This window comes from Variovorax sp. 38R (assembly GCF_014843395.1).
Taxonomy (GTDB): Bacteria; Pseudomonadota; Gammaproteobacteria; order Burkholderiales; family Burkholderiaceae_C; genus Variovorax; species Variovorax paradoxus_H.
Genome location: NZ_CP062121.1, coordinates 5,244,349 through 5,266,061 on the forward strand (window position 1 = coordinate 5,244,349; position 21,713 = coordinate 5,266,061).

Annotated in this window: 25 protein-coding genes and 1 pseudogene; 9 read left to right on the plus strand and 17 right to left on the minus strand. The window is 69.4% G+C overall.

Features of this window, described 5'->3' with window-relative positions:
• Window positions 1-94 precede the first annotated feature (94 nt).
• The 4 genes from IG196_RS24395 to IG196_RS24410 all read left to right on the plus strand — a co-directional run bounded on the left by IG196_RS24395 (window position 95) and on the right by IG196_RS24410 (window position 2,558).
• Window positions 95-553, plus strand: coding sequence for a hypothetical protein (locus IG196_RS24395; protein WP_225616776.1), 459 nt, complete (start codon window positions 95-97; stop codon window positions 551-553).
• Window positions 554-730: 177 nt separating this feature from the next.
• On the plus strand, window positions 731-1,429 hold the full coding sequence (locus IG196_RS24400) for a Bax inhibitor-1/YccA family protein (protein WP_192193370.1): 699 nt from the start codon (window positions 731-733) through the stop codon (window positions 1,427-1,429).
• A 35-nt stretch (window positions 1,430-1,464) separates the two neighbouring features.
• Complete coding sequence (locus IG196_RS24405; protein WP_099792448.1) at window positions 1,465-2,010, plus strand: Rrf2 family transcriptional regulator; 546 nt, start codon at window positions 1,465-1,467, stop codon at window positions 2,008-2,010.
• A 101-nt stretch (window positions 2,011-2,111) separates the two neighbouring features.
• Entirely contained in the window at window positions 2,112-2,558 is a 447-nt protein-coding gene (locus IG196_RS24410) for a universal stress protein (protein WP_101488927.1), read from the plus strand.
• A gap of 38 nt (window positions 2,559-2,596) precedes the next feature.
• On the opposite strand, the gene IG196_RS24415 is transcribed toward IG196_RS24410, so the two are convergent.
• The 4 genes and pseudogenes from IG196_RS24415 to IG196_RS24425 all read right to left on the minus strand — a co-directional run bounded on the left by IG196_RS24415 (window position 2,597) and on the right by IG196_RS24425 (window position 4,809).
• Window positions 2,597-3,028, minus strand: coding sequence for a hypothetical protein (locus tag IG196_RS24415; protein WP_192193371.1), 432 nt, complete (start codon window positions 3,026-3,028; stop codon window positions 2,597-2,599).
• Window positions 3,029-3,070: 42 nt separating this feature from the next.
• Window positions 3,071-3,568, minus strand: coding sequence for a GNAT family N-acetyltransferase (locus tag IG196_RS32140; RefSeq protein ID WP_225617099.1), 498 nt, complete (start codon window positions 3,566-3,568; stop codon window positions 3,071-3,073).
• Between the two features lie 24 nt (window positions 3,569-3,592).
• Window positions 3,593-4,156, minus strand: a pseudogene (locus tag IG196_RS32145) (HD domain-containing protein); the annotation flags it as partial.
• Window positions 4,157-4,221: 65 nt separating this feature from the next.
• Window positions 4,222-4,809, minus strand: coding sequence for a hemerythrin domain-containing protein (locus IG196_RS24425; RefSeq protein ID WP_192193373.1), 588 nt, complete (start codon window positions 4,807-4,809; stop codon window positions 4,222-4,224).
• Between the two features lie 148 nt (window positions 4,810-4,957).
• Here IG196_RS24425 and IG196_RS24430 point away from each other — a divergent pair, with 148 nt between their 5' ends.
• Window positions 4,958-5,470, plus strand: coding sequence for a universal stress protein (locus IG196_RS24430; RefSeq protein WP_192193374.1), 513 nt, complete (start codon window positions 4,958-4,960; stop codon window positions 5,468-5,470).
• A 132-nt stretch (window positions 5,471-5,602) separates the two neighbouring features.
• Window positions 5,603-6,127, plus strand: a complete 525-nt coding sequence (locus tag IG196_RS24435; protein WP_192193375.1) for an OsmC family protein — start codon at window positions 5,603-5,605, stop codon at window positions 6,125-6,127.
• 21 nt (window positions 6,128-6,148) lie between these two features.
• Here the strand turns inward: IG196_RS24435 and IG196_RS24440 are convergent, their stop codons facing one another.
• Window positions 6,149-7,333 carry a fatty acid desaturase gene (locus IG196_RS24440; protein WP_192193376.1) on the minus strand — a complete coding sequence of 395 codons (1,185 nt, stop codon included), beginning with the start codon at window positions 7,331-7,333 and terminating at the stop codon, window positions 6,149-6,151.
• Window positions 7,334-7,513: 180 nt separating this feature from the next.
• On the opposite strand from IG196_RS24440, the gene IG196_RS24445 reads away from it, so the two are divergent.
• Window positions 7,514-8,242, plus strand: coding sequence for a winged helix-turn-helix domain-containing protein (locus IG196_RS24445; RefSeq protein ID WP_192193377.1), 729 nt, complete (start codon window positions 7,514-7,516; stop codon window positions 8,240-8,242).
• Window positions 8,235-10,349 (plus strand): PAS domain S-box protein, encoded by a 2,115-nt coding sequence (locus IG196_RS24450; protein ID WP_192193378.1) that lies wholly within the window; start codon window positions 8,235-8,237, stop codon window positions 10,347-10,349. Before IG196_RS24445 ends, IG196_RS24450 begins: the two co-directional genes overlap by 8 nt.
• 13 nt (window positions 10,350-10,362) lie before the next feature.
• On the opposite strand, the gene IG196_RS24455 is transcribed toward IG196_RS24450, so the two are convergent.
• Window positions 10,363-11,121, minus strand: coding sequence for a Crp/Fnr family transcriptional regulator (locus IG196_RS24455; RefSeq protein ID WP_192193379.1), 759 nt, complete (start codon window positions 11,119-11,121; stop codon window positions 10,363-10,365).
• A 210-nt stretch (window positions 11,122-11,331) separates the two neighbouring features.
• Between IG196_RS24455 and IG196_RS24460 the strand changes: the two genes are divergently transcribed.
• Window positions 11,332-11,829, plus strand: a complete 498-nt coding sequence (locus tag IG196_RS24460) for an ornithine carbamoyltransferase (protein WP_192193380.1) — start codon at window positions 11,332-11,334, stop codon at window positions 11,827-11,829.
• Window positions 11,830-11,849: 20 nt separating this feature from the next.
• On the opposite strand, the gene IG196_RS24465 is transcribed toward IG196_RS24460, so the two are convergent.
• From IG196_RS24465 to IG196_RS24515, 11 genes are all read right to left on the minus strand, one after another.
• Window positions 11,850-12,551, minus strand: coding sequence for a sulfite exporter TauE/SafE family protein (locus IG196_RS24465; protein ID WP_192193381.1), 702 nt, complete (start codon window positions 12,549-12,551; stop codon window positions 11,850-11,852).
• A 4-nt stretch (window positions 12,552-12,555) separates the two neighbouring features.
• A complete protein-coding gene (gene hemN / locus IG196_RS24470; RefSeq protein ID WP_192193382.1) occupies window positions 12,556-13,962 on the minus strand; it encodes an oxygen-independent coproporphyrinogen III oxidase in 1,407 nt (468 codons plus the stop codon).
• On the minus strand, window positions 13,959-14,192 hold the full coding sequence (locus IG196_RS24475) for a hypothetical protein (RefSeq protein WP_225616777.1): 234 nt from the start codon (window positions 14,190-14,192) through the stop codon (window positions 13,959-13,961). Before IG196_RS24475 ends, hemN begins: the two co-directional genes overlap by 4 nt.
• Window positions 14,193-14,197: 5 nt before the next feature.
• Window positions 14,198-14,488, minus strand: coding sequence for a FixH family protein (locus IG196_RS24480; protein WP_192193384.1), 291 nt, complete (start codon window positions 14,486-14,488; stop codon window positions 14,198-14,200).
• An 11-nt stretch (window positions 14,489-14,499) separates the two neighbouring features.
• Complete coding sequence (gene ccoG / locus IG196_RS24485; RefSeq protein ID WP_192193385.1) at window positions 14,500-15,927, minus strand: cytochrome c oxidase accessory protein CcoG; 1,428 nt, start codon at window positions 15,925-15,927, stop codon at window positions 14,500-14,502.
• Window positions 15,924-16,838: a cytochrome-c oxidase, cbb3-type subunit III gene (gene ccoP / locus IG196_RS24490; RefSeq protein ID WP_192193386.1), complete on the minus strand. Its 915-nt coding sequence runs from the start codon at window positions 16,836-16,838 to the stop codon at window positions 15,924-15,926. Before ccoP ends, ccoG begins: the two co-directional genes overlap by 4 nt.
• Window positions 16,839-16,852: 14 nt before the next feature.
• Entirely contained in the window at window positions 16,853-16,993 is a 141-nt protein-coding gene (locus IG196_RS24495) for a cbb3-type cytochrome oxidase subunit 3 (RefSeq protein WP_101488910.1), read from the minus strand.
• Window positions 16,994-17,016: 23 nt separating this feature from the next.
• Window positions 17,017-17,661: a cytochrome-c oxidase, cbb3-type subunit II gene (gene ccoO / locus IG196_RS24500; protein WP_192193387.1), complete on the minus strand. Its 645-nt coding sequence runs from the start codon at window positions 17,659-17,661 to the stop codon at window positions 17,017-17,019.
• Between the two features lie 18 nt (window positions 17,662-17,679).
• On the minus strand, window positions 17,680-19,122 hold the full coding sequence (gene ccoN, locus IG196_RS24505) for a cytochrome-c oxidase, cbb3-type subunit I (RefSeq protein ID WP_192193388.1): 1,443 nt from the start codon (window positions 19,120-19,122) through the stop codon (window positions 17,680-17,682).
• Between the two features lie 75 nt (window positions 19,123-19,197).
• A complete protein-coding gene (gene ccoS, locus IG196_RS24510; protein ID WP_062481719.1) occupies window positions 19,198-19,335 on the minus strand; it encodes a cbb3-type cytochrome oxidase assembly protein CcoS in 138 nt (45 codons plus the stop codon).
• The gene (locus IG196_RS24515; protein WP_192193389.1) at window positions 19,335-21,674 is read right to left on the minus strand and encodes a heavy metal translocating P-type ATPase; all 2,340 of its coding nucleotides are present in this window, start codon (window positions 21,672-21,674) and stop codon (window positions 19,335-19,337) included. Before IG196_RS24515 ends, ccoS begins: the two co-directional genes overlap by 1 nt.
• Window positions 21,675-21,713 lie beyond the last annotated feature (39 nt).

The following is a 21,713-nucleotide window of genomic DNA, read 5'->3' on the forward strand; positions in this document are numbered from 1 at the left end:
CGGGGAAAAAAATGGCCCCGATGCATGACCGTCAGCGTAAAAGCGCGCCCCGAAGTCCGGTAGTCGGCGAAATTTGCCTGCAGCGTTCCACCCGATGGACGATGGCAACACCCGTGCGCGCAGGTCGGATGAATTCGCGCCCGCCGGGCCCGATCCGTGGGGGCGGGTAAAATACCCCTACATGTCCCGCTGGTTTGCCGCTACCGTCCTCGCTTTCATGCTGTCCTGCTACGGCTTCGCCGTGCTTGCGCACGGGCTGGTGGGCGGCACCCATGTGACGTCGTCCGGTGAACGCCAGACCGTCGTGACGCTCGCCGTCGCGCTGGCCGATGGCGGTGACAAGGACATCGGCAAAACGTCTTCTGCCGAAGACCCGTCCGCCATGGACGAAGCCGGCTCCGAGCACGCCGAACTGCTCGACGCCCGCCCCCACGCACGCAACCTGCTGGTGCTCTCCGCGCAACCGCCGCGGCTGGGGTCCACCTCGGTGGTCTCGCCCCTGCTCGACCGGCCCAAGCGGCCACCCCGACTCCACGCCCTTCTCGCCGCCTGAGGCCGCGCGGCGGCGAGCGAACGCCTGAGGACTGAAAAGTCCGGGCGTTTGCGCTCACCCATCCGGCCCGTCGCCTGTTTCACGCGACGCCCCTGCCCCTTCTTTTTCAGCCGTCTGACGGCCCTGCCGCACGTGTCATGCGACCCGTCCGGCCCTCTCTCTTTTCAGGATTTTTTGATGAACTCCAGCCCATCGGCCTACCCCTCCAGCTTCGGCGCACCGTTGGCCTCGGTCCAGGAACGCAACCGCGTTCTGCGCAACACCTACTGGCTGCTCGCGCTGTCGATGGTACCCACCGTGCTGGGCGCCTGGCTCGGCGTGGCCACCGGCCTCACGCGCGCCATGTCGCCAGGCATCGGCATCATGGTGTTTCTCGGCGGCGCCTTCGGCTTCATGTACGCCATCGAGAAGACCAAGAACTCCGCTGCCGGCGTGCCCGTGCTGCTGGCCTTCACCTTCTTCATGGGCCTGATGCTGTCGCGCCTGGTCGGCAGCGTGCTCGGCCTGTCCAACGGCGCCAGCCTGGTGATGACTGCCTTCGCCGGCACCGGCGGCATCTTCCTGGGCATGGCCATGCTCTCGACGGTCATCAAGCGCGACATCTCGGCCATGGGCAAGTGGCTCTTCGTCGGCGCCATCGGCCTGCTGGTGGTGGGCATCGCCAACGTCTTCATCCAGTCGAGCGCGCTGATGATGACGCTGTCGGTCGCCGCCATCGGCATCTTCTCGGCCTTCATCCTGCACGACCTGAAGCGCGTGAAGGACGGCCTCGAAACCAACTACATCTCGGCCACGCTGGGCGTGTACCTGAGCCTGTACAACGTGTTCCAGTCGCTGCTGGCCCTGCTGGGCATCGCCGGCGGCCGGGACGAGTAAGCGCACACAGAACGACAAGCAAGGAAGGAAACACCATGCGCCTCACCACCAAGGGCCGCTTCGCGGTCACCGCGATGATCGACATCGCCCTGCACGGCCGCTCGGGCCCCGTCACGCTGGCCTCGATCAGCCTGCGCCAGCAGGTCTCGCTCTCGTACCTGGAACTGCTGTTCGCCAAGCTGCGCCGCAACGGGCTGGTCGAATCCACCCGCGGCCCCGGCGGCGGCTACTCGCTCAGCCGCAAGGCCGCGGAGATCACCGTGGCCGACGTCGTGCTCACCATCGAAGACCTGGGCGCCAGCAAGATCCGCCCGCGTGCCGCCGGTTCGGACAACGAGCCCGGCCGCTGCGAGATCGACGACCTCTGGGCCTCCGTGAACCTGCGCGCCGTCGAGTTCCTGCGCTCGATCACGCTGCAGAGCCTGGTCGACGAACAGAAGGCCAAGGGCGTGCAGCCCGCCACCAGCGCGGCCGCACGCCGCACCACGGCCGTCGTCGGCTCGCCGGTGCGCAAGCCCTTCGTGGTCGACGCGCCGAACTCGGTGTTCGCACTGGGACGTCGCCACAGCACGAGCAGCTGACGCACAGGAAGGACGCGCTGGGTCGGCCTTGAATGTGCCGCCCGCGCGACCTAGACTGGAATGGCAAGGCACCCGCGGTGCCGGGGGCCAAGGAGCCTGCCATGTACAAGCGTGTTCTCGTCGCAACCGACGGCTCGCCGCTGTCGGACAAGGCGGTGGCCACGGCCATCGACCTCGCGTTGCTGACCGGTGCCGAGCTGGTCAGCGTCAACGTCGCGCACATCCAGCCGTATGGCTACTTCGAAGGCTCGATGCTGCTGAACCAGACGGATTTCGAAGCCAACCAGAAACACGTCGAGCAGGCGGCCCAGCGCGTGGCCGATGCGGTGCGCGACACTGCGCTGGCCAAGGGCGTGCGCCGCGCCGATTCGGTGGTCATGAAGTCGAACCAGGTGGCCGAGGCCATCATCAACACTGCCAAGAACCAGGACTGCGACCTGATCGTGATGGCGTCGCACGGGCGCCGCAGCCTCGCACGGCTGCTGCTGGGCAGCGAGACGCTGCACGTGCTCACGCACTCGCACATTCCGGTGCTGGTGCTGCGCTGAACTGAACGAACGAGGCACCGCGCACGCGGTGCGCGGGGTTATCTCGTCGCTGCCGACTCGACGGTCTCGACGACCGTGCGGCCGGCCGGCGGGCACGACGGCCCGGCATCGCGGCCGAAGCAACGCGCGGCCTGCGTGCGCGCCTGCGCTTCCTGCACATGGCGCGCTTCGGCGGACTCGACCTGGTAGTCGAGCAGCCATTTCATGAGCAACAACATCGCGATCACCAGGCCAAGTGCCACGCCCAGCAGCGTGGTGCGCCAGTTGCGCGGGCGCGCCGCAGTCGGCGCGCGGGCCGGTGCTGCGCTGCTTTCCATCGCGGTGAAGCCCGCAAGGCTGCGGGAGGCGCCACCGTCATGGATGCGGCGGCGGGGCGGTTCGGGGGTCGCGGAACGCGCGGACACCGAGGTCTGCGCGCGCTTCACGCGCGGCGCATGGGCAGAGTCCGAAGGCAGGTGGCGGGCAGGCATGACGGGGGCGATTATGAACGGCTCGCGCCCCGGGCCCGTGCGTCAGGCACCGACACCGAACGCCGCGTGGTACCGCACCTCGCCGACCGGCCACGCGCCGTGGAACGACACGGCCTGGAAATACTCCGGCGGCACGCCCGGTAGCACCAGGCCGGGCCGCACGACGAAGCCGAAGCGGCCATAGAAGGCCGGGTCGCCCAGCAGCACGCAGCCTTGCGCGCCGGTGTCGCGCAGGCCCGCCAGCGCGGCGTCCATCAGCAGCCGGCCGATGCCCTGCCCCTGGCGCGCAGGCGCCAACGAGATCGGCCCCAGGCCGTACCAGCCGGTCGTGCCATCGGAGATTGCCACGGGCGACAGCGCGACATGGCCGACGATCTCGCCGCCTTCCTCGACCACGAGCGACAGCGTGAGCTGATCGGCCGCGCGCAAGGCGTCGACGATGAGGTGTTCGGTGCCGTCGGCATGCGGTGCCTCGGCAAACGCGGCCACCGTCAGTTGCCGGATGGCAGCCTCGTCGCCCGGCTGCTCGGGGCGAACCACCGGCCCCGCCTCCGCCCGCCGCGCGGCCCCCACCTTCTTCTGCGTGTCGGCATCCACCAACGCCCGCATGGCACGAAACAGCGGCCGCGTGCCGGTGTGCTTCTGGCCGTAGCCGAGGTTGAATTCGTAGTCGAAGTCCGGCGGGTTCGCGCCCTGGTTGTGCTGCAGCAGGGTCTCGAGCTTGTCGAGCGCCTTCACCGCCTGCGCTTCGGGCGTCTCGGCTTTCTCGTACTCGTCCCACAGCGCGAGGATGCCCGCGCGCAGCGGCGCATCGAGCGTGCGCGTGAGCACCTGCAGGTCTTCGCGCTCCTGCGCGCTCTTGTCGGGGTGCGCGCCTTGCACGATGGCGGGGATGTCGCCGTGGATCGCCTCGCCCAGGTCGTGCACGACGCACATCTTCAGCACCTTGAGCAGGTCGAGGTCGGCCAACTCGTCCTCGAAGGCCATGGCCATCAGGCACAGGCGCCAGCTGTGCTCTGCCGTGCTCTCGGTGCGGCCCGAGGCGGTGTGCGCGCTGCGCAGCACGCTCTTGAGGCGCTCGGCCTCGCGAAGGAAGTCCAGCCTTCCCTTGATCTGATCGATGTCCATCTCGCGGTCTCGTTTTGTCCTGAATGTGTCAGGCCGAGCCTAAGCGATCCGCAGGCACACCGTTGTTACAGCGCCGGCCCCAGCCCGATCGGCGCAGGCACCACGTTGACGATGCGCGTGAAGAGCGCGGCGTAGACCTCGTCGGGCGCAGGGTGGCTGGAGAACAGATCGCGGTTCTCGCTGAAGGCCGCGTCGAGTTCGCGCCAGTCGTCCTCGCCGAGCACGCGCTCGGCCAGCGGAAGAATCTCGCGCTCCTCGTGTGCCATGTGCTCCAGGTAGAAGCTCACGTACTCGTTCATCGCCTGTTCGAAGGCCACGCGGCGCGGCTCGCCGAGCATCTCGAACGCGAGCAGCGCGTGCTCGACGTGGCGGATCTTGCGTTCGCCCCAGGCATGGTCGTTGTCGAGCTTGTCCATCAGGTCGCGCGAGATCGGCGTGCAGGCGCGCAGCCGGGGAAAGAGCAGCTCGGTTTCCTTCGGGTGGTGGCGCTTCTCGGGAAACTCGTCCACGTAGAACAGCATCGCACGCAGCGTCGCGAAGTCGGGCATCGTGCCCTTGCGGCGGTGCTGCTCGAGCAGCATCACGATGGAACGCAGCATGGCCGCCAGCGCGGAATGCTCCTGGCGAATGATCCGGACGGCGGCATGGGTCATGGACGGTCTCCTTCTTTCTTCGAAGGCCCCAAGGGTCGCAAGCCCGAGGCCGCACGGGCTTGCTCCAGATCAAGGCCCGCGCATGCGGCCACGCCCAGACTGGAACGGCATCCTCTTTTCTTCAACGCACTCCTGGGGGTTCCTCACCATGTACCAACACATCCTGGTTCCGATCGACGGCAGTTCCACGTCCGGCGAAGGCCTGGCCGAAGCCATCCGCCTGGCCAAGCTCACGGGTGGGCGCCTGCGGCTGGTCCACATCCTCGATGAACTCTCGTTCGCGCTCGGCGTCGGCGTCTACGCGGGCCATTCGAGCGACTGGCTCGCGACACTGCGCACCGACGCCGTGGCGCTGCTCGAGAAGGCACGCGCCCAGGCGCAGGCCGAAGGCGTCGAGGCCGACACCGTGCTGCGCGACGGCTTCAAGGCCGGCGCGGTCCACGACCAGGTGGTGACCGAGGCCATCGATTCGAAGGCCGACCTCATCGTGCTCGGCACGCACGGCCGACGCGGCCTGAGTCGCTGGGCCATGGGCAGCAACGCAGAGCACATCCTGCGGCTGGCGCCGGTGCCGGTGCTGCTGATCCGCGCGCCTGAAATCGCGGCCAAGGGAGACTACGAACGCTTCAGCCTGCCGGACGGCATGGTGGCGAACCAGTAAGGAGCAAGGACGGCCCCTGCGGGTTTGACGGGGCCCGGCGCCGCGCCCAGAATGAGCCGCAGCGCTCGCGGCTTCTTTCTCTTCTTTCGCGCGAGAACCCCCCGCCCGTTCCCCGTTTCAAGGAGCAGCGCCATGAGCTCATCCCAGCACATCCGGCAGTCCATGGACACCCTCGCGAGCCACTTTGCGACGCATCCCCAGGACGCCCTGACCCAGGACAAACCGGCCGTGGCCACGCTGGTGTCGGGCCTGCGCTTTCGCGTGACCGGGCCCACGGGGGAATCTCTCGAGACCGACATGCCGAAGGCCATCGGAGGCAACGCTGAAGCGCCATCGCCCGGCTGGTTCATGCGCGCGGCCCTGGCGAGTTGCGAAACGACCGTGATCGCGATGCGGGCGGCCCAACTCGGCATCACGTTGACGACCCTCGAAGTGGTGGTCGGCAGCCAGTCGGACAGCCGCGGCCTGCTCGGCGAGCCGGCCTCCGTGCCCGCCGGCCCCAGCCGCATCCACGTCGCGGTGCGAATTGCTGCGGAAGGTGTGCCAGAGCAGGACCTGCGCGACCTCGTGCAGTGGGCCGAGACGCACTCCCCCGTGGGCACGGCGCTGCGCCGGGCCATCCCGCTCGATGTGGTGGTGCAGGTCGGGCAGGCCTGACGGCACCGGCGAAGGCCGGCCTCAGGCGTAGGAACGCAGCCGCACCGCAAAGGCCGCCAACGGCGCGATGCCGCTGGCTTCGGCACGTTCGCACCAGTCCTGCAGACGCTTCACGAGCTGTTCGCCGGTCGCGCCCGAACGGCTCCACAGCGCCGTCAGTTCACGCCGCATCGCGTACATGGTCTCCAGGGCCTGCGAGGCCACCAGCGCTTGCGTGAGTTGGGCATGGCGCGTGGCGTCGAGCGCCTTTTCTTCCTTGCCGAGCCAGGGCCGCGCGGCGCGCAGTGCGCGGGCCTTGTTCGGCGCGAGCGCATGCACCCGGGCCAGCTCTTCGGTGCAGGCCTGCTTCAGCGAGCGCGAGTAGTTCGACAGCACGTCGTAGTGGTGCCGGATCACCGCCTGCACCGTGAGCAAATCGACGGTGGCACGCGGTGCCGTGAGGCGCGGCTTCGGCGCCAGGTGCTTCACCTTCGCCAGCCCCACGGCCTGCAGCGCGCGGATGTAGACCCAGCCGATGTCGAACTCGAACCACTTGTTCGACAGCTTGGCCGAGGTCGGGAACGCGTGGTGGTTGTTGTGCAGCTCCTCGCCGCCGATCAAGAGGCCGATGGGAAAGATGTTCGTGCTCGCGTCCGACGCCGGCCAGTTGCGGTAGCCCCAGAAGTGGCCGATGCCGTTGACCACGCCGGCGGCCCAGAACGGAATCCATGCGATCTGCACCACCAGCACCAGCGCGCCCGGCAGCACGCCGAAGAGCGCCATGTCGATCAGGCCCATGCAGGTGATGCCCAGCGTCTGGTAGCGCGTGTAGAGCCGGCGCTCGAGCCAGTCGTCGGGCGTGCCGTGGCCGTAGCGGCTCAGCGTTTCGAGGTTGCGCGCCTCGGCCACGTACAGCAGCACGCCGCCCCAGAGCACGCGCTTCAGGCCCACCACCTGCGGGCTGTGCGGGTCTTCGGGCGTGTCGCACTTGGCGTGGTGCTTGCGGTGCACGGCAGCCCATTGCTTGGTGACCATGCCCGTCGTCATCCAGAGCCAGAAGCGGAAGAAGTGGCTCGCAATGGGGTGCAGGTCGAGCGCGCGGTGCGCCTGGTGGCGGTGCAGAAAAATGGTGACCGAGGCGATGGTGACGTGCGTTAGCGCCAGTGCGGCCAGCAGCACGCCCCACCACGGAAGATCGAGCGCGCCGGAGAGAAGAAAAGATGCCATGCGTACGTACCCTTCAGACACGGTGGACAGTGGCCGCGATTCTCGGAAGCGCCCCGCCCGCAGGCCTTGCGCCAGATCAACGGCGGGCGCCACAGCTGCCACGCGCGCGGCTTGCGTGCTACGCTTCCCGGCTCCATGCGCCCTCCCCGTGGCGCCGGCGTTTTTTCTCCCAGCCCCCGCATGACTTCTGCCCCCCACATCGCGGTGCTCGACGACGAGGTCGACATCACGCTGCTGCTGGCCAACTACCTCCAGAGCCACGGCTTTCGCGTCACCCAGATCCACGACGGCGCGGCGCTGCGGGCGCTCATGGCCGCCGACCCCGCCGACCTCGTGCTGCTCGACCTCGGCCTGCCGGGCGAAGACGGTTTTTCGATCGCCCGCCACATGCGCGAGAACTGGCGCTGCGGCCTCGTGATCGTCACCGGCCGCGGCGACCCGGTCGACAAGGTGGTAGGCCTCGAAGTGGGCGCCGACGACTACGTGACCAAGCCCTTCGACCTGCGCGAGCTGGTCGCACGTGTGAAGGCCGTGCTGCGCCGCCTGACGCCCGAAGCACCCGCTGCTGCTGTCGCCGCACCCACTCCGCCCGAGCGCCTGCGCTTCGCGGGCTGGCGACTGGACACCGCCGCGCGCAGCCTCAGCAACGCGCAGGGCGAGGCCGTGCCGCTGACCACCGGCGAGTTCGACCTGCTGTGCGCCTTCGCGCGGCACCCGGGCCGCGTGCTCTCGCGCGACTTCCTGCTCGAGCAGACGCGCGGTCGCGAGGCCGCGCCCTTCGACCGCACGATCGACGTGCAGGTCGGCCGGCTGCGCAAGAAGATCGAGGCCAACGCCGACGATCCGCAGCTCATCAAGTCGGTGCGCGGCGCGGGCTACATCCTCGTGCCGCCGGTCACCCATGGCTGACGGAACAACACCGCCCTCCATCCCCGGCCTGCCCTCGGGCGTCGAGGAAGGCAGCGTGTTCCGCTCGCTGTTCGCCGCGTACCCCGATTCGCTGCTGGTGGTCGACCAGTCGGGCCGCATCGTGCTGGCCAACCCGTCGGCCGCCGCCATGCTCGGCTACGCGGCCGACGAACTGGTGGGCCTGAGCGTCGAAGCGCTGGTGCCCGACAGCATCCGCCCGCGCCACGCCGCGTTCCGCGAAGCCTATGGCCGTGCGCCGCGTCCGCGCCCGATGGGCACCGACATGGAGCTCGTCGCCAAGCGCAAGGACGGCAGCGAGGTGATGGTCGAGATCGCGCTGAGCCCGCTGCAGAACCAGGGCCTGCCCTTCGTGGTGGCCGCGATCCGCGACATCGGCGCCTACCCGCGCGTGAAGCAGGCGCTGCAGCGCGCGCGCTACAGCGAGCACCTCGCGCAGCTGGGCCGACTGGCCGTCGACACGCGCGACCTGCAGGTGGTGCTGGCGCAGGTGCCCGACATCGTCGCGACCGCGCTGCAGGTCGAGGTCGCGATGGTGTGGCTGCTCGACGGCAGCCAGCGCGAATTCCGCCTCGCGAGCGGCGTGGGCCTGCTCGCCGACGAAAGCGTCGGCCTGCGCATCGCCAACCGGCCCGACACGCAACCGGGCTACGTGCTCTCGCAAGGCTGCCCCGTCGTGGTGACCGACTACCGCGAAGAGCGGCGCTTCGCCGTGCCGCCCGCGTACCTCGAGGCCGGACTGGTGAGCGCGCTGGCCGTGCCGCTGTCCGACCGGGGCCGCGTGACCGGCATGCTGTCGGTGCGCGCCACGGCCGCGCGGCGCTTCGGCGACGAGGAAATCCGCTTTCTCGAATCGGTGGCGAGCCTGCTGGCCACCAGTCTGCAGCGCGTGCAGACCGAAGAGGCGCTGAACCACGCGCAGCGCCTGGAGAGCGTAGGCCAGCTCACCGGCGGCATCGCGCACGACTTCAACAACCTGCTGACCATCATCCAGGGCAACCTGCAGGTGCTCGAAGAGCTGCCGCAGCTCGCGGCCGACGGCTACGCGCAGCAGCTCGTGGCCGCCGCGGCGCGCGCCAGCCGGCGCGGCGCCGAACTCACGGGCAAGCTGCTGGCCTTCTCGCGGCGCCAGATGCTGCAGCCCGACGCGGTCGACGTGCGGCAGATGCTGCACTCGCTCACCGACATGCTGCGCCGCACGCTCGACCAGCGCATCCAGATCGAGATCGACGCCGCCGACCCCTGCCCCGCCGTGCGCGCCGACCCGGGCCAGCTCGAATCGGCGCTGCTGAACATCGCCATCAACGCACGCGACGCCATGCCCGAGGGCGGGCGCCTGCATTTCCGCGCCGAGGCCTGCGACGCCCTGCCCGCCACCGTGCGCCAGGAACTGAGCGATGCCGATGCCGGCCGCCGCTTCGTGGCGCTCTCCATTGCCGACAGCGGCACCGGCATGACCGACGCGGTCATGGAACACATCTTCGAGCCCTTCTTCACCACCAAGGACGCCGGACGCGGCACCGGCCTGGGCCTGAGCACGGTGTACGGCTTCGTGAAGCAATCGCGCGGCGCCATCGCCATCGACAGCAAGGTCAACGGCGGCACCACCGTCACGCTCTACCTGCCGCAGGTCGAGGCCGACGCGGCGAGCACCGCGGCACCTGTCGATGAAGAGTCCATGGAGATCGAAGCCGAGGCCACGCTGGCACCGGGCCTGCGCGTGATGCTCGTCGAAGACGACGCCGAGGTGCGCCAGGTCGTCCACACCTTCCTCACCACGCTGGGCTGCGAGGTCGCGACCGCTGCCAATGCCGAACAGGCCTTGCCCGCGATGGCCGCAGAAGCCACGCCCTTCGACCTGCTGCTGAGCGACATCGCGCTCGGCCCCGGCATGCGCGGCACGCGGCTGGCCGCCGAGGCGGTGCAACGCCAACCGCGGCTCGCGGTGCTGCTGATGTCGGGGTTCTCGGCGGAGCTGCTCGACGCCGACCGCGAAGCGCCCCCGGGCTGGGAGCTGCTGCGCAAGCCGTATTCACGCAGCGAGCTGGCGCGTGCGATGGCGCGGGCGCTGCTGGCTGCGCGCGAGTGAGGAACGTCGCTCGTTACTGAAGCATTGCAGGTGCCGGCGCCAGGCAGCGCTGCACGAAAGCCGACAGCGCGCCCACATCGGGAATCTGCACTTCGCGCCGGCCCTTGGTGGCAAAGCCGATGACCTTGTCGCGCGCCAGGCGCGAGAGCGCGCGACTCACGCTTTCGAGCGTCATGCCCAGGTAGTTGCCGATCTCGGCGCGCGTCATGCGCAGCGTGATCTCGTCGGTGCGCATGCCGCGGTCGGCCAGCGACTCGGCCCAGTAGCGCAGGAAGTCGGCCACGCGCGCGTCGGCCGGCAAGGTGCACACCGACATCAGCGAGTCGCGGTCGTGCGCGATCTCGCGGCTCATCGCGGCGTGCAGCATCTGCAGCAGCGCGGGGTGCGCGGTGCAGGCCGTCAGCAGCGATTCGTAAGGCACGACCCAGACCTCGCCCGTGTCCATCGCCACGGCGTCGCACACGTAGCGCTGGCCCGCGATGCCGTCGAAGCCCAGCCAGTCGCCGCGGAACTTGAGGCCCACCACCTGCTCGCGGCCGTCGGCCGAGAGATTCACGATCTTGAAGAAGCCCGAGTTCAGGATGTAGAGGTTGCCAAAGCGCTCACCGGCCTGGTAGATCACGTCGCCCGTGTGCACCATGCGACGCTGCGGTTGCAGCTGCTCGGCCAGCACGCGCAGGCGCTCGGCCGTGCGCCGGCCCGCGTCCTCCTTCTGCACCGTCGGAAGGGGCCGAAGCGGCAGGAGGGGATTGGGGCGGGCACTCGTGAGCATGGGGATTCCTCGGCGTTCTGTCTTGTGTATCTTTTTCGCCTGCGATCAGGCGATGTCTCGATGCTAGGAAGCGCGAGGCCCCGCAGTGACAACGGCCCGCATCGGTGCGTAACGTCGGGTGAATGCTCTGTGTCCGGCGTGTAACAGCGGCGCCGGCCTTGATGTGCGTCAAGGCAGGAAAGACAAGGCTGGCTAGCCTCCGCGAGACACATGTCGAACCTTGCCATGCACCCCTTCGCCGCTGCGCTGTCGCCCCAGAAAGAAGCCAGCCTGCTGGGCCGTGCGCGCCTGCTCCAGCGCGCCGCGCTCGACGGCACCGCGCCGCCGCGGCTGCTGCGCGGCAAGAACCTCGGCCTGCTCAGCGAGACCGGCGACAGCGCCGCGCTGGCCCTGCTGCGTCAGGCCGCCGAGGAGCTGGGCGCGCAGGTGGCGACGATGCGCTCCAGCCTGTCACCCGCCACGCCGGTGCAGGAGCTGCAGCACACGGCGCGCATGCTCGGCCGGCTGTACGACGCCGTGGCCTGCGAGGGCATCGACGCGGCGCTGGTGCGGCAGATCGGCCAGCACGCGGGCATTCCGGTGCACGACGGCGCAGCGGCAGACAGCCATCCCACGGCCGCGCTCGCGGGCCTGCTCGGCGAGCGAACGGCCGCGGCGGACAACCGACGCTTTGTGCTGCAGGCGTTGCTGATCGAGAGCATCGCCTGACGAGACCGCGCGACAGCGCCTCAGCCGCACCAGTCGGCAATGCGATGGCTCAGGTCCATCCACAGCGCCTGCGCTGCCACCGCCGCCAGCAGCACCCCCGCCAGCCGCGCGCCCCAGGCCTGCCGCGTGCCGCTGTCGCCCCACCCGCGCAGGCGCTGCCACAGCCATGGCGCGGCGAGCAACGACACACTGCTGCCCAGCGCGAACAGCGCCATCGTCGATGCGCCCTGCCACGGGCCGTTGCCTAACGCGGCCAGCATCAGCGCCGAATAGAGCAGGCCGCAGGGCATCGCGACCCAGAGCGTGCCCGTGGCCAGCACACCCAACACCGAGCCGCCAGCCATCGGCCGCAGGCGCGCTTCGAGCGCGCGCCCGGCGCGCTGCGCCCACAGCGGCTGGCGGCCCGCGACGGCGAGCATCACGCCCCAGGCGAGCACAAACACATGCAGCATCACCCACAGCGGGCGCCAGGCCGCGACCTGAGCACTCGCTGCGCCCAATCCGTGAAGGCTCGCGGCGGCGATGGCGCCGGCCGCGGCGTAGCTCGCCATGCGGCCGAGGTGAAAGGCGACCGGTGCGATGGCGTGCGTGGCCTGCAAGGACCCGCCCACCGGCACGATGCGGATCACCGCGCTCGACACCGCGCCGCACATCGCCACGCAATGCGGACCGCCCGCGAGCCCCATGAGCAGCGCGGCACCGGCGAGTGCGGGTGAGTCCATCGAATCAAACGACGCGCGAGAAGCGCGTGCGGGTGGCGGCGCAGTAGCGGTCGAACACCATCGCCACCGCGCGTACGAGGAACCAGCCAGCGTCGGTGACCTCGATGGCGCGCGGCGACAGCCGCACCAGCCCCTGCTCGGCCATCGGCGCCAGCGCGGCGCGCTCGGGAGCGAAGTAGTCCGAAAAAGCGATGCCGTGCGCGGCCTCGACGGCGTCGAAGTCGATGCGGCCCCGGCACATCAACGCCATGATCACTTCGCGGCGCAGCACGTCATCGTCCGACAGCGCCAACCCCTTGACCACGGGCAACTCACCCTGGTCGAGCAGCGCGTAATACGCTTCCAGCGTCTTCGCGTTCTGGCTGTAGGTGGCGCCCACGCGGCCGATGGCCGACACGCCGAGCGCGACGAGGTCGCCGTCGGGCTGGGTGCTGTAACCCTGGAAGTCGCGGTGCAGGCGGCCCTCGCGCTTGGCCACGGCCAGCGGATCGTCGGGCAGCGCGAAGTGGTCCATGCCGATGTAGACATAACCGGCCTCGGTGAGCGCGGCAATCGCGCGGCCGAGCATGCGTACGCGCGTGGGCGCATCGGGCAACTCGTCAGCCGCGATGCGGCGCTGTGGCTTGAAGCGCTCCGGCAGATGGGCGTAGGCGTACAGCGCGATGCGATCGGGCCGAAGTTCGCGAATCTGCACCAGCGTGCGCTCGAACGAGGCGTCGTTCTGGCGCGGCAGGCCGTAGATCAAGTCGACATTGATCGAGCGAAAGCCCAGCGCGCGTGCGGTGTCCATCAGCGCGAAGACCTGTTCTGCCGGCTGGATGCGGTGCACGGCCTGCTGCACGGCGGGGTCGAAGTCCTGCACGCCGAAGCTCAGGCGGTTGAAGCCGAGCGCGGCCAGTGCCGCGAGGCGTTTCGCATCGACGGTGCGCGGATCGATCTCGATCGACTGCTCGCCGCCCGGCACGAAGGTGAACGCGCGGCGCAGCATCGCGACCAGCTCGCCCAGTTCTTCATCGTCCAGGAAAGTCGGCGTGCCGCCGCCCAGGTGCAGCTGGCCGACGGGTGCATCGGGCCCCAGCTGCGCGACCTGCAGCGCCACCTCGCGCGCGAGGTAGTCGAGGTACGCGCCTCCGCGCTCGCGGTGCTTGGTGACGACCTTGTTGCAGGCGCAGTAGTAGCACAGCGATTCGCAGAACGGGATGTGCACGTACAGCGACAGCGGCTCGCCGGCCGTGTCCGCATCACGCCGCTGGTGCAGCGCCTGCGCGTAGTCGCCGGCGCCGAAGCTGTCGACAAAGCGGTCGGCCGTCGGGTACGAGGTGTAGCGCGGCCCGGGCACGTCGAAGCGGCGCAGCAGCTCGACGGGCAGCACGGATGGGGCATCGGGAACACACGCGAGAGGAAGCGTCATGAAGCAGTCTCTTTCTCTGACGGCAGGGCCAGCAACGTGGTGCACGCGCTCGATGCCGCTGCCATCAGCCAGAACACGAAGAAGGACACGGTGTAGATGCCCTGGCGCGACAGGCTCAGCGCGTCTGCACCGCAGTAGGTGTGGACCGGATCGATCATCGCGAACACCAGCACCTCCATGCCACAGGCGACGAGGAACGACGGCCACAGGATGCCGGCGACCCGGCGCATGGCACTCACTGCGCACCCCGCTTGGGAACCGGCACGTCGCTCTCGGGCGTGGCCGCGTGGTTGCGCCCGGCCTGCGCCGGCATGCGCTTCTTGTCGGCCAGCGTGCGGTTGATCTCGATGCCTTCGCGGTAGTAGTCCTCCGACACCAGCACCTCGGGCGTGCGCAGCGCCAGCCAGACGGTCGCGATGCTGGCAAGCACGACGGCTGCGGGCCCCGCAATCACCAGCCAGACCAGCGGGTAGCGCCACCAGGGGCCGGAGGTCGCGGGCTCGTTCATCGGCAGGGCATCGTTCATGGGAAGACCTTTCAGCGCGGCACCAGGAAGACCGCTTTTTCGGAAACCTGCGCCGCGCCATCCGCCTCGCGGATGTCGAAGTGCACCGTGTGCGAACCGGCCGGCGCGGCGCCATAAGGCACCTGCAGCCGCACAGCCACCCAGCGCGCCTGCGCGGGCTCGACCTCGATGGCTTCCTCGGGCGACACAACGCTCAGCCCGTCGATGCCGCGCGCGGCGATGCGGTAGTGCTGCGTGCGCTCGGTCGCATTCATGATCTGCAGGCGATAGACGTTCTCCAGCCGCCCGCCCTCGACGATGCGCGCCAGCGAGGCGCGGTCGCGCACCACGTCGACCTTCAGCGGCGTGCGCGCGACCAGGCTGGCGAGCAGGCCCGCCACCAGCAGCGCGAGCAACGCCGTGTAGACGAGCACACGCGGTCGCAGCACGCGGCGCCAGAGCTGGCGGCGCGACCAGCCGGCCTCCATGCCGTTCTGCGTGTCGTAGCGGATGAGGCGCGGCGCGTAGCCCATCTTGTCCATCACGGAATCGCAGGCGTCCACGCACAGACCGCAGCCGATGCACTCGTACTGCAGGCCCTGACGGATGTCGATGCCGGTGGGGCACACCTGCACGCACAGGCTGCAGTCGATGCAGTCGCCCAATGCGACGCTGCGCGGATCGACGGTCTTGCGGCGCGGTGCGCGCGGCTCGCCGCGCTGCGGGTCGTAGCTGACGATGAGCGTGTCGCGGTCGAACATCGCGCTCTGAAAGCGCGCGTAGGGGCACATGTACTTGCAGACCTGCTCGCGCATGAAGCCGGCGTTGCCGTACGTGGCAAAGCCGTAGAAGAACACCCAGAACACTTCCCACGACCCCATCTGCAGCTGCAGCAGGGCCGAGCCCAACTCGCGGATGGGCGTGAAGTAGCCCACGAACGTAAAGCCGGTCCACAGCGCAATGACGATCCAGACGCTGTGCTTGAGGGCCTTCTTTCCGAGCTTCTCGACAGAGAGCGCGCCGGCATCGAGGCGGATGCGTGCGCTGCGGTTGCCTTCGATGCGCTGCTCGACCCACAAGAACATCTCGGTGTACACGGTCTGCGGGCAGGCATAGCCGCACCACAGGCGGCCGGCCACGGCGGTGAAGAGAAAGAGCGCCAGCGCGCTCACCACCAGCAGGCCCGACAGGTAGATCAGGTCTTGCGGGTACAGCACCAGCCCGAAGATGTAGAAGCGCCGCGCGGCGAGGTCGAACAGCACCATCTGCCGCTCGCCCCATTCGACCCAGGGCATGCCGTAGAACACCAGCTGCGTGAGGAAGACCATGGCCCAGCGCCAGCGCGCGAACAGGCCCTGCACGCTGCGCGGGTAGATCTTCTTCGTCGCCTCGTAGAGACCGACCTCCGGCGCAGCGGCAGGCGGTGCGCTGACGATGGGAATGACGGTCTTGCGCCTCATGGCGTCGCGGCAGGTGGGTTGGACATGCCCCACACGTACGAGGCCAGCAGCTTGATCTGCGCCTCGGTCAGGCGGCCGTCCTGCGCGGGCATGGTGCTGTGCTTGCCCTCGTTGATGATCTGCACGATGGCGGTCTCGCCGTAGCCGTGCAGCCAGATGCGGTCGTTCAGGCGCGGGGCGCCCATCGCGGCGTTGCCCACGCCGCCGATGCCGTGGCAGGCCGCGCAGGCCGCGAACTTCGACTTGCCCAGGCCCGCGCGCAGCGAGTCGTGCGGCTCGCCCGACAGGCTCAGCACGTAGTTGGCGACGTTCTTCACGTCGTCGGGCGAGCCGACCATGGCGGCGGCCGGCGGCATGACGCCGGTGCGGCCGTGTGTGATCGATTCGACGATCTTGTCGGGCGTGCCGCCGTGCAGCCAGTCGGCGTCGGTGAGGTTCGGAAAGCCCTTGCTGCCGCGCGCGTCGGAGCCGTGGCACTGCGCGCAGTTGTTCATGAACAAGCGCTCGCCGATGGCATGGGCCTGCGGGTCGCGCGCGGCCTCCTCGATCGACATGGGTGTGTAGCGCGCATACACGGGCTCCAGCGCCTGCGTGGCCTTGGCCACGTCGGCCTGGTACTCGCCGCGCGAGCTCCAGTCGTTCGTGCCGCGAAAGCTCCCCAGGCCCGGGAACACGGCCAGGTAGCCGAGCGAGAAGACGATGGTCAGCACGAACAGGCCCACCCACCACAGCGGCAACGGGTTGTTGGCTTCGCGCAGGTCTTCGTCCCACACGTGGCCAGTGGTGTTGTCGGCGTCCGAGGGCACGCGCTTGCGCGCCGTGAGCCACAGCAGCAGCGCGCAGCCGAGGATGCTCAGCAGCGAGGCCACGGCCACATAGCTGGACCAGAAGTTACTAATGAAATCGCTCATCGCGGTGTGTCCCTTCAGTCCTGCTCGAACGGCAACCGGGCCGCTTCGGCGAAGCGTTGCGTGTTGCGGCGCGCGCAGGCCCAGGCCACGATGCCGATGAAGACGACGAAGCAGGCGATGGTCGCGGCGATGCGCAGGGTGGTGATGTCGGTCATGGGGCGTTGCCTGTTCTTTCTTCTTACTTGAGCGCCAGGCCCAGCGACTGCAGGTAGGCCACGGTGGCGTCCATGTCGGTCTTTCCGGCCACCTCGTCGGCGGCCTTGGCGATCTCTTCGTCGGTGTAGGGCACGCCGACCTTGCGCAGCGCGCGCATGTGGGTGGCGATGCTGCCGCCGTCGACCAGCCCCTTCTCCAGCCACGGGTAGGCCGGCATGTTCGACTCGGGCACGAGGTCGCGCGGGTTGTTCAGGTGGATGCGGTGCCACTCGTCGCTGTAGCGCCCGCCCACGCGGTGCAGGTCGGGGCCGGTGCGCTTGCTGCCCCACTGAAAGGGGTGGTCGTACACGAACTCGCCGGCCACCGAGTAATGGCCGTAGCGCAGCGTCTCCGAGCGGAAGGGGCGGATCATCTGCGAGTGGCAGTTGTAGCAACCCTCGCGCAGGTACACGTCGCGCCCGGCCAGCTGCAGCGGCGTGAGCGGCTTCACGCCCTGCACCGCCTCGGTGGTCGACTTCTGGAAGAACAGCGGCACGATCTCCACGAGGCCGCCGATGGCCACCACCAGCAGGATCAGCACGATCATCAGCAGGTTGTTGGTCTCGACCTTCTCGTGCGTGAAGCCGGTGGCGGCGGGCGCGGGGGTCTTGTTGTCAGGTGCGTTCATCGTGCGTCCTCAGTGGCTTCAGGCGTGGGCGGCGGCAACGGCCGGGATCTCGGCGCGCACCGAGCGGCCGCTGATCACGGTCATCCAGACGTTCCAGGCCATGACCAGCATGCCGCCCAGGTACAGCACGCCGCCGATCACGCGCACCAGGTAGTAGGGGAAGGTGGCCTTCACGCTCTCGACGAAGGTGTAAGTCAGCGTGCCGTCGGCATTGATCTCGCGCCACATGAGGCCCTGCATCACGCCGGCGATCCACATCGCGGCGATGTACAGCACGATGCCGATGGTGGCCATCCAGAAGTGCAGGTCGATGGCGCGCACGCTGTACATGGCGATGCGGCCGTACATGCGCGGGATCAGGTAGTACAGCGAGCCCATGGTGATGAAGCCCACCCAGCCCAGCGCGCCGGAGTGCACGTGGCCCACGGTCCAGTCTGTGTAGTGGCTCAGGGCGTTGACGGTCTTGATCGACATCATCGGGCCCTCGAAAGTCGACATGCCGTAGAACGACAGCGAGACGATCAGGAAGCGCAGGATCGGGTCGGTGCGCAGCTTGTGCCAGGCGCCCGACAGCGTCATCACGCCGTTGATCATGCCGCCCCAGCTGGGCGCGAGCAGGATCAGCGAGAACACCATGCCCAGCGATTGCGTCCAGTCGGGCAGCGCGGTGTAGTGCAGGTGGTGCGGGCCGGCCCACATGTAGGTGAAGATCAGCGCCCAGAAGTGCACGATCGACAGCCGGTATGAGTACACCGGACGCCCCGCCTGCTTGGGGATGTAGTAGTACATCATTCCCAGGAAGCCGGCCGTGAGGAAGAAGCCCACGGCGTTGTGGCCGTACCACCACTGCACCATCGCGTCCTGCACGCCGGCGTAGGCCGAATAGCTCTTCATCCAGCCGGCCGGAATGGCCGCGCTGTTGACGATGTGCAGCAGCGCCACCGCGATGATGAACGCGCCGTAGAACCAGTTGGCCACGTAGATGTGGCGCACCTTGCGCAGGCCGATGGTGCCGAAGAACACGATGGCGTAGGCCACCCAGACCACCGCGATCAGGATGTCGATGGGCCATTCGAGCTCGGCGTATTCCTTGCCGCTGGTGTAGCCCAGCGGCAGGCTGACGGCCGCGGCAACGATCACCAGCTGCCAGCCCCAGAACACGAAAGAAGCCAGTGCCGGTGCGAACAAGCGGACCTGGCAGGTGCGCTGCACCACGTGGAAGCTCGTGGCCATGAGCGCGCAGCCGCCGAACGCGAAGATCACCGCGTTGGTGTGCAGCGGACGCAGGCGACCGTAGCTGAGCCAGGGAATGCCGAAGTTGAGATCGGGCCAGGTCAGCTGCGAGGCGATGATCACGCCGACCAGCATGCCGACCACCCCCCAGACCACCGACATGAGTGCGAACTGCCGGACGACGGTGTCGTCGTAGATGGCCGCTGGAGGGTGCGTGGTCTGCTGCATCGTGGTGCCCGTGAATGTGGTTTCCGGGCAGTGTCTGCCGGCATCACGCGGGCAGGCTTGATGCAGATCAAACCATCAGTCGTTGTTCAGGATGCGGTCGCCTTCGACCTCGATGTCCTCGAACTGGCCACGCTCGATAGCCCACCAGAGCCCGCCCAGAATCGCGAGCACCAGCACCACCGACAGCGGCACGAGCAGGAACAGCACGTCCATCAGGCCACCGCCGCTTTCGCCACTTTCGCCGGCGCGGCGAGGCGCGCCGCGTTGAGCACCACGAGCAGCGAGCTCGCGGCCATGCCCAGCCCCGCGAGCCAGGGCGGCAGCCAGCCCACCACGGCCAGCGGCACGCACACGGCGTTGTAGGCCGCGGCCCAGAACAGGTTCTGGCGCACCACGCGCAGCGTGCGGCGCGCCTGCGCCACGGCCGCGGGAATGGCCTGCAACGCATCGCCGAGCACCACGAAGTCGGAACGTGCGCGCGACAGCGGCACGGCATGGCCGAAGGCGAACGAGGCGTTGGCGCGCGCCAGGCTCGGGCCGTCGTTCAAGCCATCGCCGACCATCGCCACCTCGCGCCCGGCCGCCTGCAGCTGCCACAGCACCTCGAGCTTGTCCTCGGGTGCGCAATCGCCCTGCACCGCCGCGATGCCGGCCTGCGCGCCGATGGCACGCGCCGCGTTCTCGCGGTCGCCCGACAGCAGGCGCACCGACAGGCCCTGCGCCTGCAATGCGGCCACGGCTTGCGCCGCATCGGGACGCAGCTCTTCAGCGAGCACGAAGCTGGCGATCCAGCCTTCGTTGTCGCTCAGGTGGATCTGCGCCGCATCGACGTCCAGCGGCGGCACTTCGCAGAACGACGCGGAGCCCAGGCGCACGGGGCGCGCGCCGTGGCCATCGACTGCGTCCCGCCGGTGCAGCAGCGCAGCCACGCCCTGCCCCACCGTCTCGCGCAGCTGCGTCGCCGACCAGGCCGGCGGCGCGCGGAACTGCGCTTGCCACGCATTCACGAGCGCGCGCGCGGCCGGGTGCAGCGACAGCGTGCCGAGCGCCGCGCCGATCTCCAGCGCATCGCCGGGGCGCAGGCCCTGGCGGCAGTACACGCGTTCCAGGCGCGGCGTGTCGCCCGTGAGCGTGCCGGTCTTGTCGAACACCACGGTGTCGACGCCGGCCAATGCTTCGAGCGCCTGCAGGTTCGACGTGAGCACGCCGCCGCGCGCCAGGGCGCCCGCGCTCGCCAGCATCGCGGCCGGCGTGGCGAGCGACAGCGCGCAGGGGCAGGTGACGATCAGCACCGCCACCGCGACCATCAGCGCCTTGCCGGGATCGACCGACCACCACAGCGCGCCCGCGCCGAACGCGCAGGCCAGCACGGCAATGAGAAAGGGGCGCGCGATGCGGTCGGCGAGCCGGGCCAGGCGCGGCTTGTCGAGTGCGGCGTTTTCCATGAGCCGCACGATCTGCGCGAAGCGCGTGCCCTCGCCCACCGACGCGATGCGCACCTGCACCACGGCCGAGAGGTTGTGGCTGCCCGCGAGCACGCGGTCGCCGCAGGGGCGCGGCACGGGGCGCGACTCGCCGGTGAGCAGCGCCTCGTCGGCGGTGGTGTCGCCGTCGATCACCGTGCCGTCGGCCGGAAAGGCCTCGCCGGGTCGCACGCGCACCACGTCGCCCGTCGCAAGCCGGCGCACCGCCACGCGGGTCCACGCACCGTCGGGCCCGAGGCGTTCAACGCCGTCGGGCAGCCGGTGCATCAGCGCCTCGAGCGCGCCGGCCGTGCGGTCGCGCAGCCGCGCCTCGAGCCAGCGGCCCGTGAGCAGGAAGAAGACGAACATCGTCAGCGAGTCGAAGTAGACCTCGTGCCCCAGCGGCCCCGTGGGGTCGAAGGTGGCGGCGGTGCTGACCACGAAGGTGATGACCACGCCGAAGGTCACGGGCAGGTCCATGCCGATGCGCCCGATGCGCAGGTCGCGCCAGGCGCTGCGAAAGAACGGCCCGCACGAGAACAGCACCACGGGCAGGCTGAGCACCCACGAGGCCCAGCGCAGCAGCTGGGCCGCATCGGCCGTCATGTCGCCGGGGCGCGCGACGTAGGCCGGGTAGGCGTACATCATCACCTGCATCATGCAGAAGCCCGCGACCAGCCAGCGCCACAGCGCCATGCGCAGTTCGCGCGTGCGCGTCTCGCGCGCAGTGCGGCTGCCGGCCGGCAGCAAGGGGTAGCCCACGCGCGCGCTGGCCTCGAACCAGCGCGAAGGCCGCGTGGCCGCGGCCGACCACACGACACGCGCGCGCCGGCTCGCAGCATTCACCTGCACCTCGACCACGCCGGGCACCTGCGCCAGCGCGGCCTCGACGGTGAAGGCGCAGCCCGCGCAGTGCATGCCCTCGACCGCGACATGCGATTCCCAGCGGCCCGTGTCGGCATCGACGAGGCGACCGAACATGGCCCACTCGGCGGGGTCGTCGAGCAGCTGCCACGCGTCCGCGCGGGCGTCGCCGCTGGCGGACGATGGCGGGGACGGAAACGGCGCGAGCGCGGCGGAAGCTTGCATCGGGGCAGGCTAAGGGCCTTGCCGATGCAAGCGTTTGAT

Excerpts from the sequence above, each read along its gene's own strand:
- IG196_RS24455 (WP_192193379.1), bottom strand. The coding sequence starts at position 11,121 with ATGCTCACGAGTGCCCGCCCCAATCCCCTCCTGCCGCTTCGGCCCCTT.
- ccoS (WP_062481719.1), bottom strand. The coding sequence starts at position 19,335 with ATGGACGTGCTGTTCCTGCTCGTGCCGCTGTCGGTGGTGCTGGTGCTC.
- IG196_RS24415 (WP_192193371.1), bottom strand. The coding sequence starts at position 3,028 with ATGCCTGCCCGCCACCTGCCTTCGGACTCTGCCCATGCGCCGCGCGTG.
- IG196_RS24425 (WP_192193373.1), bottom strand. The coding sequence starts at position 4,809 with ATGACCCATGCCGCCGTCCGGATCATTCGCCAGGAGCATTCCGCGCTG.
- IG196_RS24480 (WP_192193384.1), bottom strand. The coding sequence starts at position 14,488 with ATGAACGATGCCCTGCCGATGAACGAGCCCGCGACCTCCGGCCCCTGG.
- IG196_RS24410 (WP_101488927.1), top strand. The coding sequence starts at position 2,112 with ATGTACAAGCGTGTTCTCGTCGCAACCGACGGCTCGCCGCTGTCGGAC.
- IG196_RS24435 (WP_192193375.1), top strand. The coding sequence starts at position 5,603 with ATGAGCTCATCCCAGCACATCCGGCAGTCCATGGACACCCTCGCGAGC.
- IG196_RS24440 (WP_192193376.1), bottom strand. The coding sequence starts at position 7,333 with ATGGCATCTTTTCTTCTCTCCGGCGCGCTCGATCTTCCGTGGTGGGGC.
- IG196_RS24495 (WP_101488910.1), bottom strand. The coding sequence starts at position 16,993 with ATGACCGACATCACCACCCTGCGCATCGCCGCGACCATCGCCTGCTTC.
- IG196_RS24475 (WP_225616777.1), bottom strand. The coding sequence starts at position 14,192 with ATGCGCCGGGTCGCCGGCATCCTGTGGCCGTCGTTCCTCGTCGCCTGT.
- IG196_RS24450 (WP_192193378.1), top strand. The coding sequence starts at position 8,235 with ATGGCTGACGGAACAACACCGCCCTCCATCCCCGGCCTGCCCTCGGGC.
- ccoN (WP_192193388.1), bottom strand. The coding sequence starts at position 19,122 with ATGCAGCAGACCACGCACCCTCCAGCGGCCATCTACGACGACACCGTC.
- IG196_RS24515 (WP_192193389.1), bottom strand. The coding sequence starts at position 21,674 with ATGCAAGCTTCCGCCGCGCTCGCGCCGTTTCCGTCCCCGCCATCGTCC.
- IG196_RS24405 (WP_099792448.1), top strand. The coding sequence starts at position 1,465 with ATGCGCCTCACCACCAAGGGCCGCTTCGCGGTCACCGCGATGATCGAC.
- ccoO (WP_192193387.1), bottom strand. The coding sequence starts at position 17,661 with ATGAACGCACCTGACAACAAGACCCCCGCGCCCGCCGCCACCGGCTTC.
- ccoP (WP_192193386.1), bottom strand. The coding sequence starts at position 16,838 with ATGAGCGATTTCATTAGTAACTTCTGGTCCAGCTATGTGGCCGTGGCC.
- hemN (WP_192193382.1), bottom strand. The coding sequence starts at position 13,962 with ATGACGCTTCCTCTCGCGTGTGTTCCCGATGCCCCATCCGTGCTGCCC.
- IG196_RS24445 (WP_192193377.1), top strand. The coding sequence starts at position 7,514 with ATGACTTCTGCCCCCCACATCGCGGTGCTCGACGACGAGGTCGACATC.
- IG196_RS24465 (WP_192193381.1), bottom strand. The coding sequence starts at position 12,551 with ATGGACTCACCCGCACTCGCCGGTGCCGCGCTGCTCATGGGGCTCGCG.
- IG196_RS24400 (WP_192193370.1), top strand. The coding sequence starts at position 731 with ATGAACTCCAGCCCATCGGCCTACCCCTCCAGCTTCGGCGCACCGTTG.
- IG196_RS24430 (WP_192193374.1), top strand. The coding sequence starts at position 4,958 with ATGTACCAACACATCCTGGTTCCGATCGACGGCAGTTCCACGTCCGGC.
- IG196_RS24460 (WP_192193380.1), top strand. The coding sequence starts at position 11,332 with ATGTCGAACCTTGCCATGCACCCCTTCGCCGCTGCGCTGTCGCCCCAG.
- ccoG (WP_192193385.1), bottom strand. The coding sequence starts at position 15,927 with ATGAGGCGCAAGACCGTCATTCCCATCGTCAGCGCACCGCCTGCCGCT.
- IG196_RS24395 (WP_225616776.1), top strand. The coding sequence starts at position 95 with ATGGACGATGGCAACACCCGTGCGCGCAGGTCGGATGAATTCGCGCCC.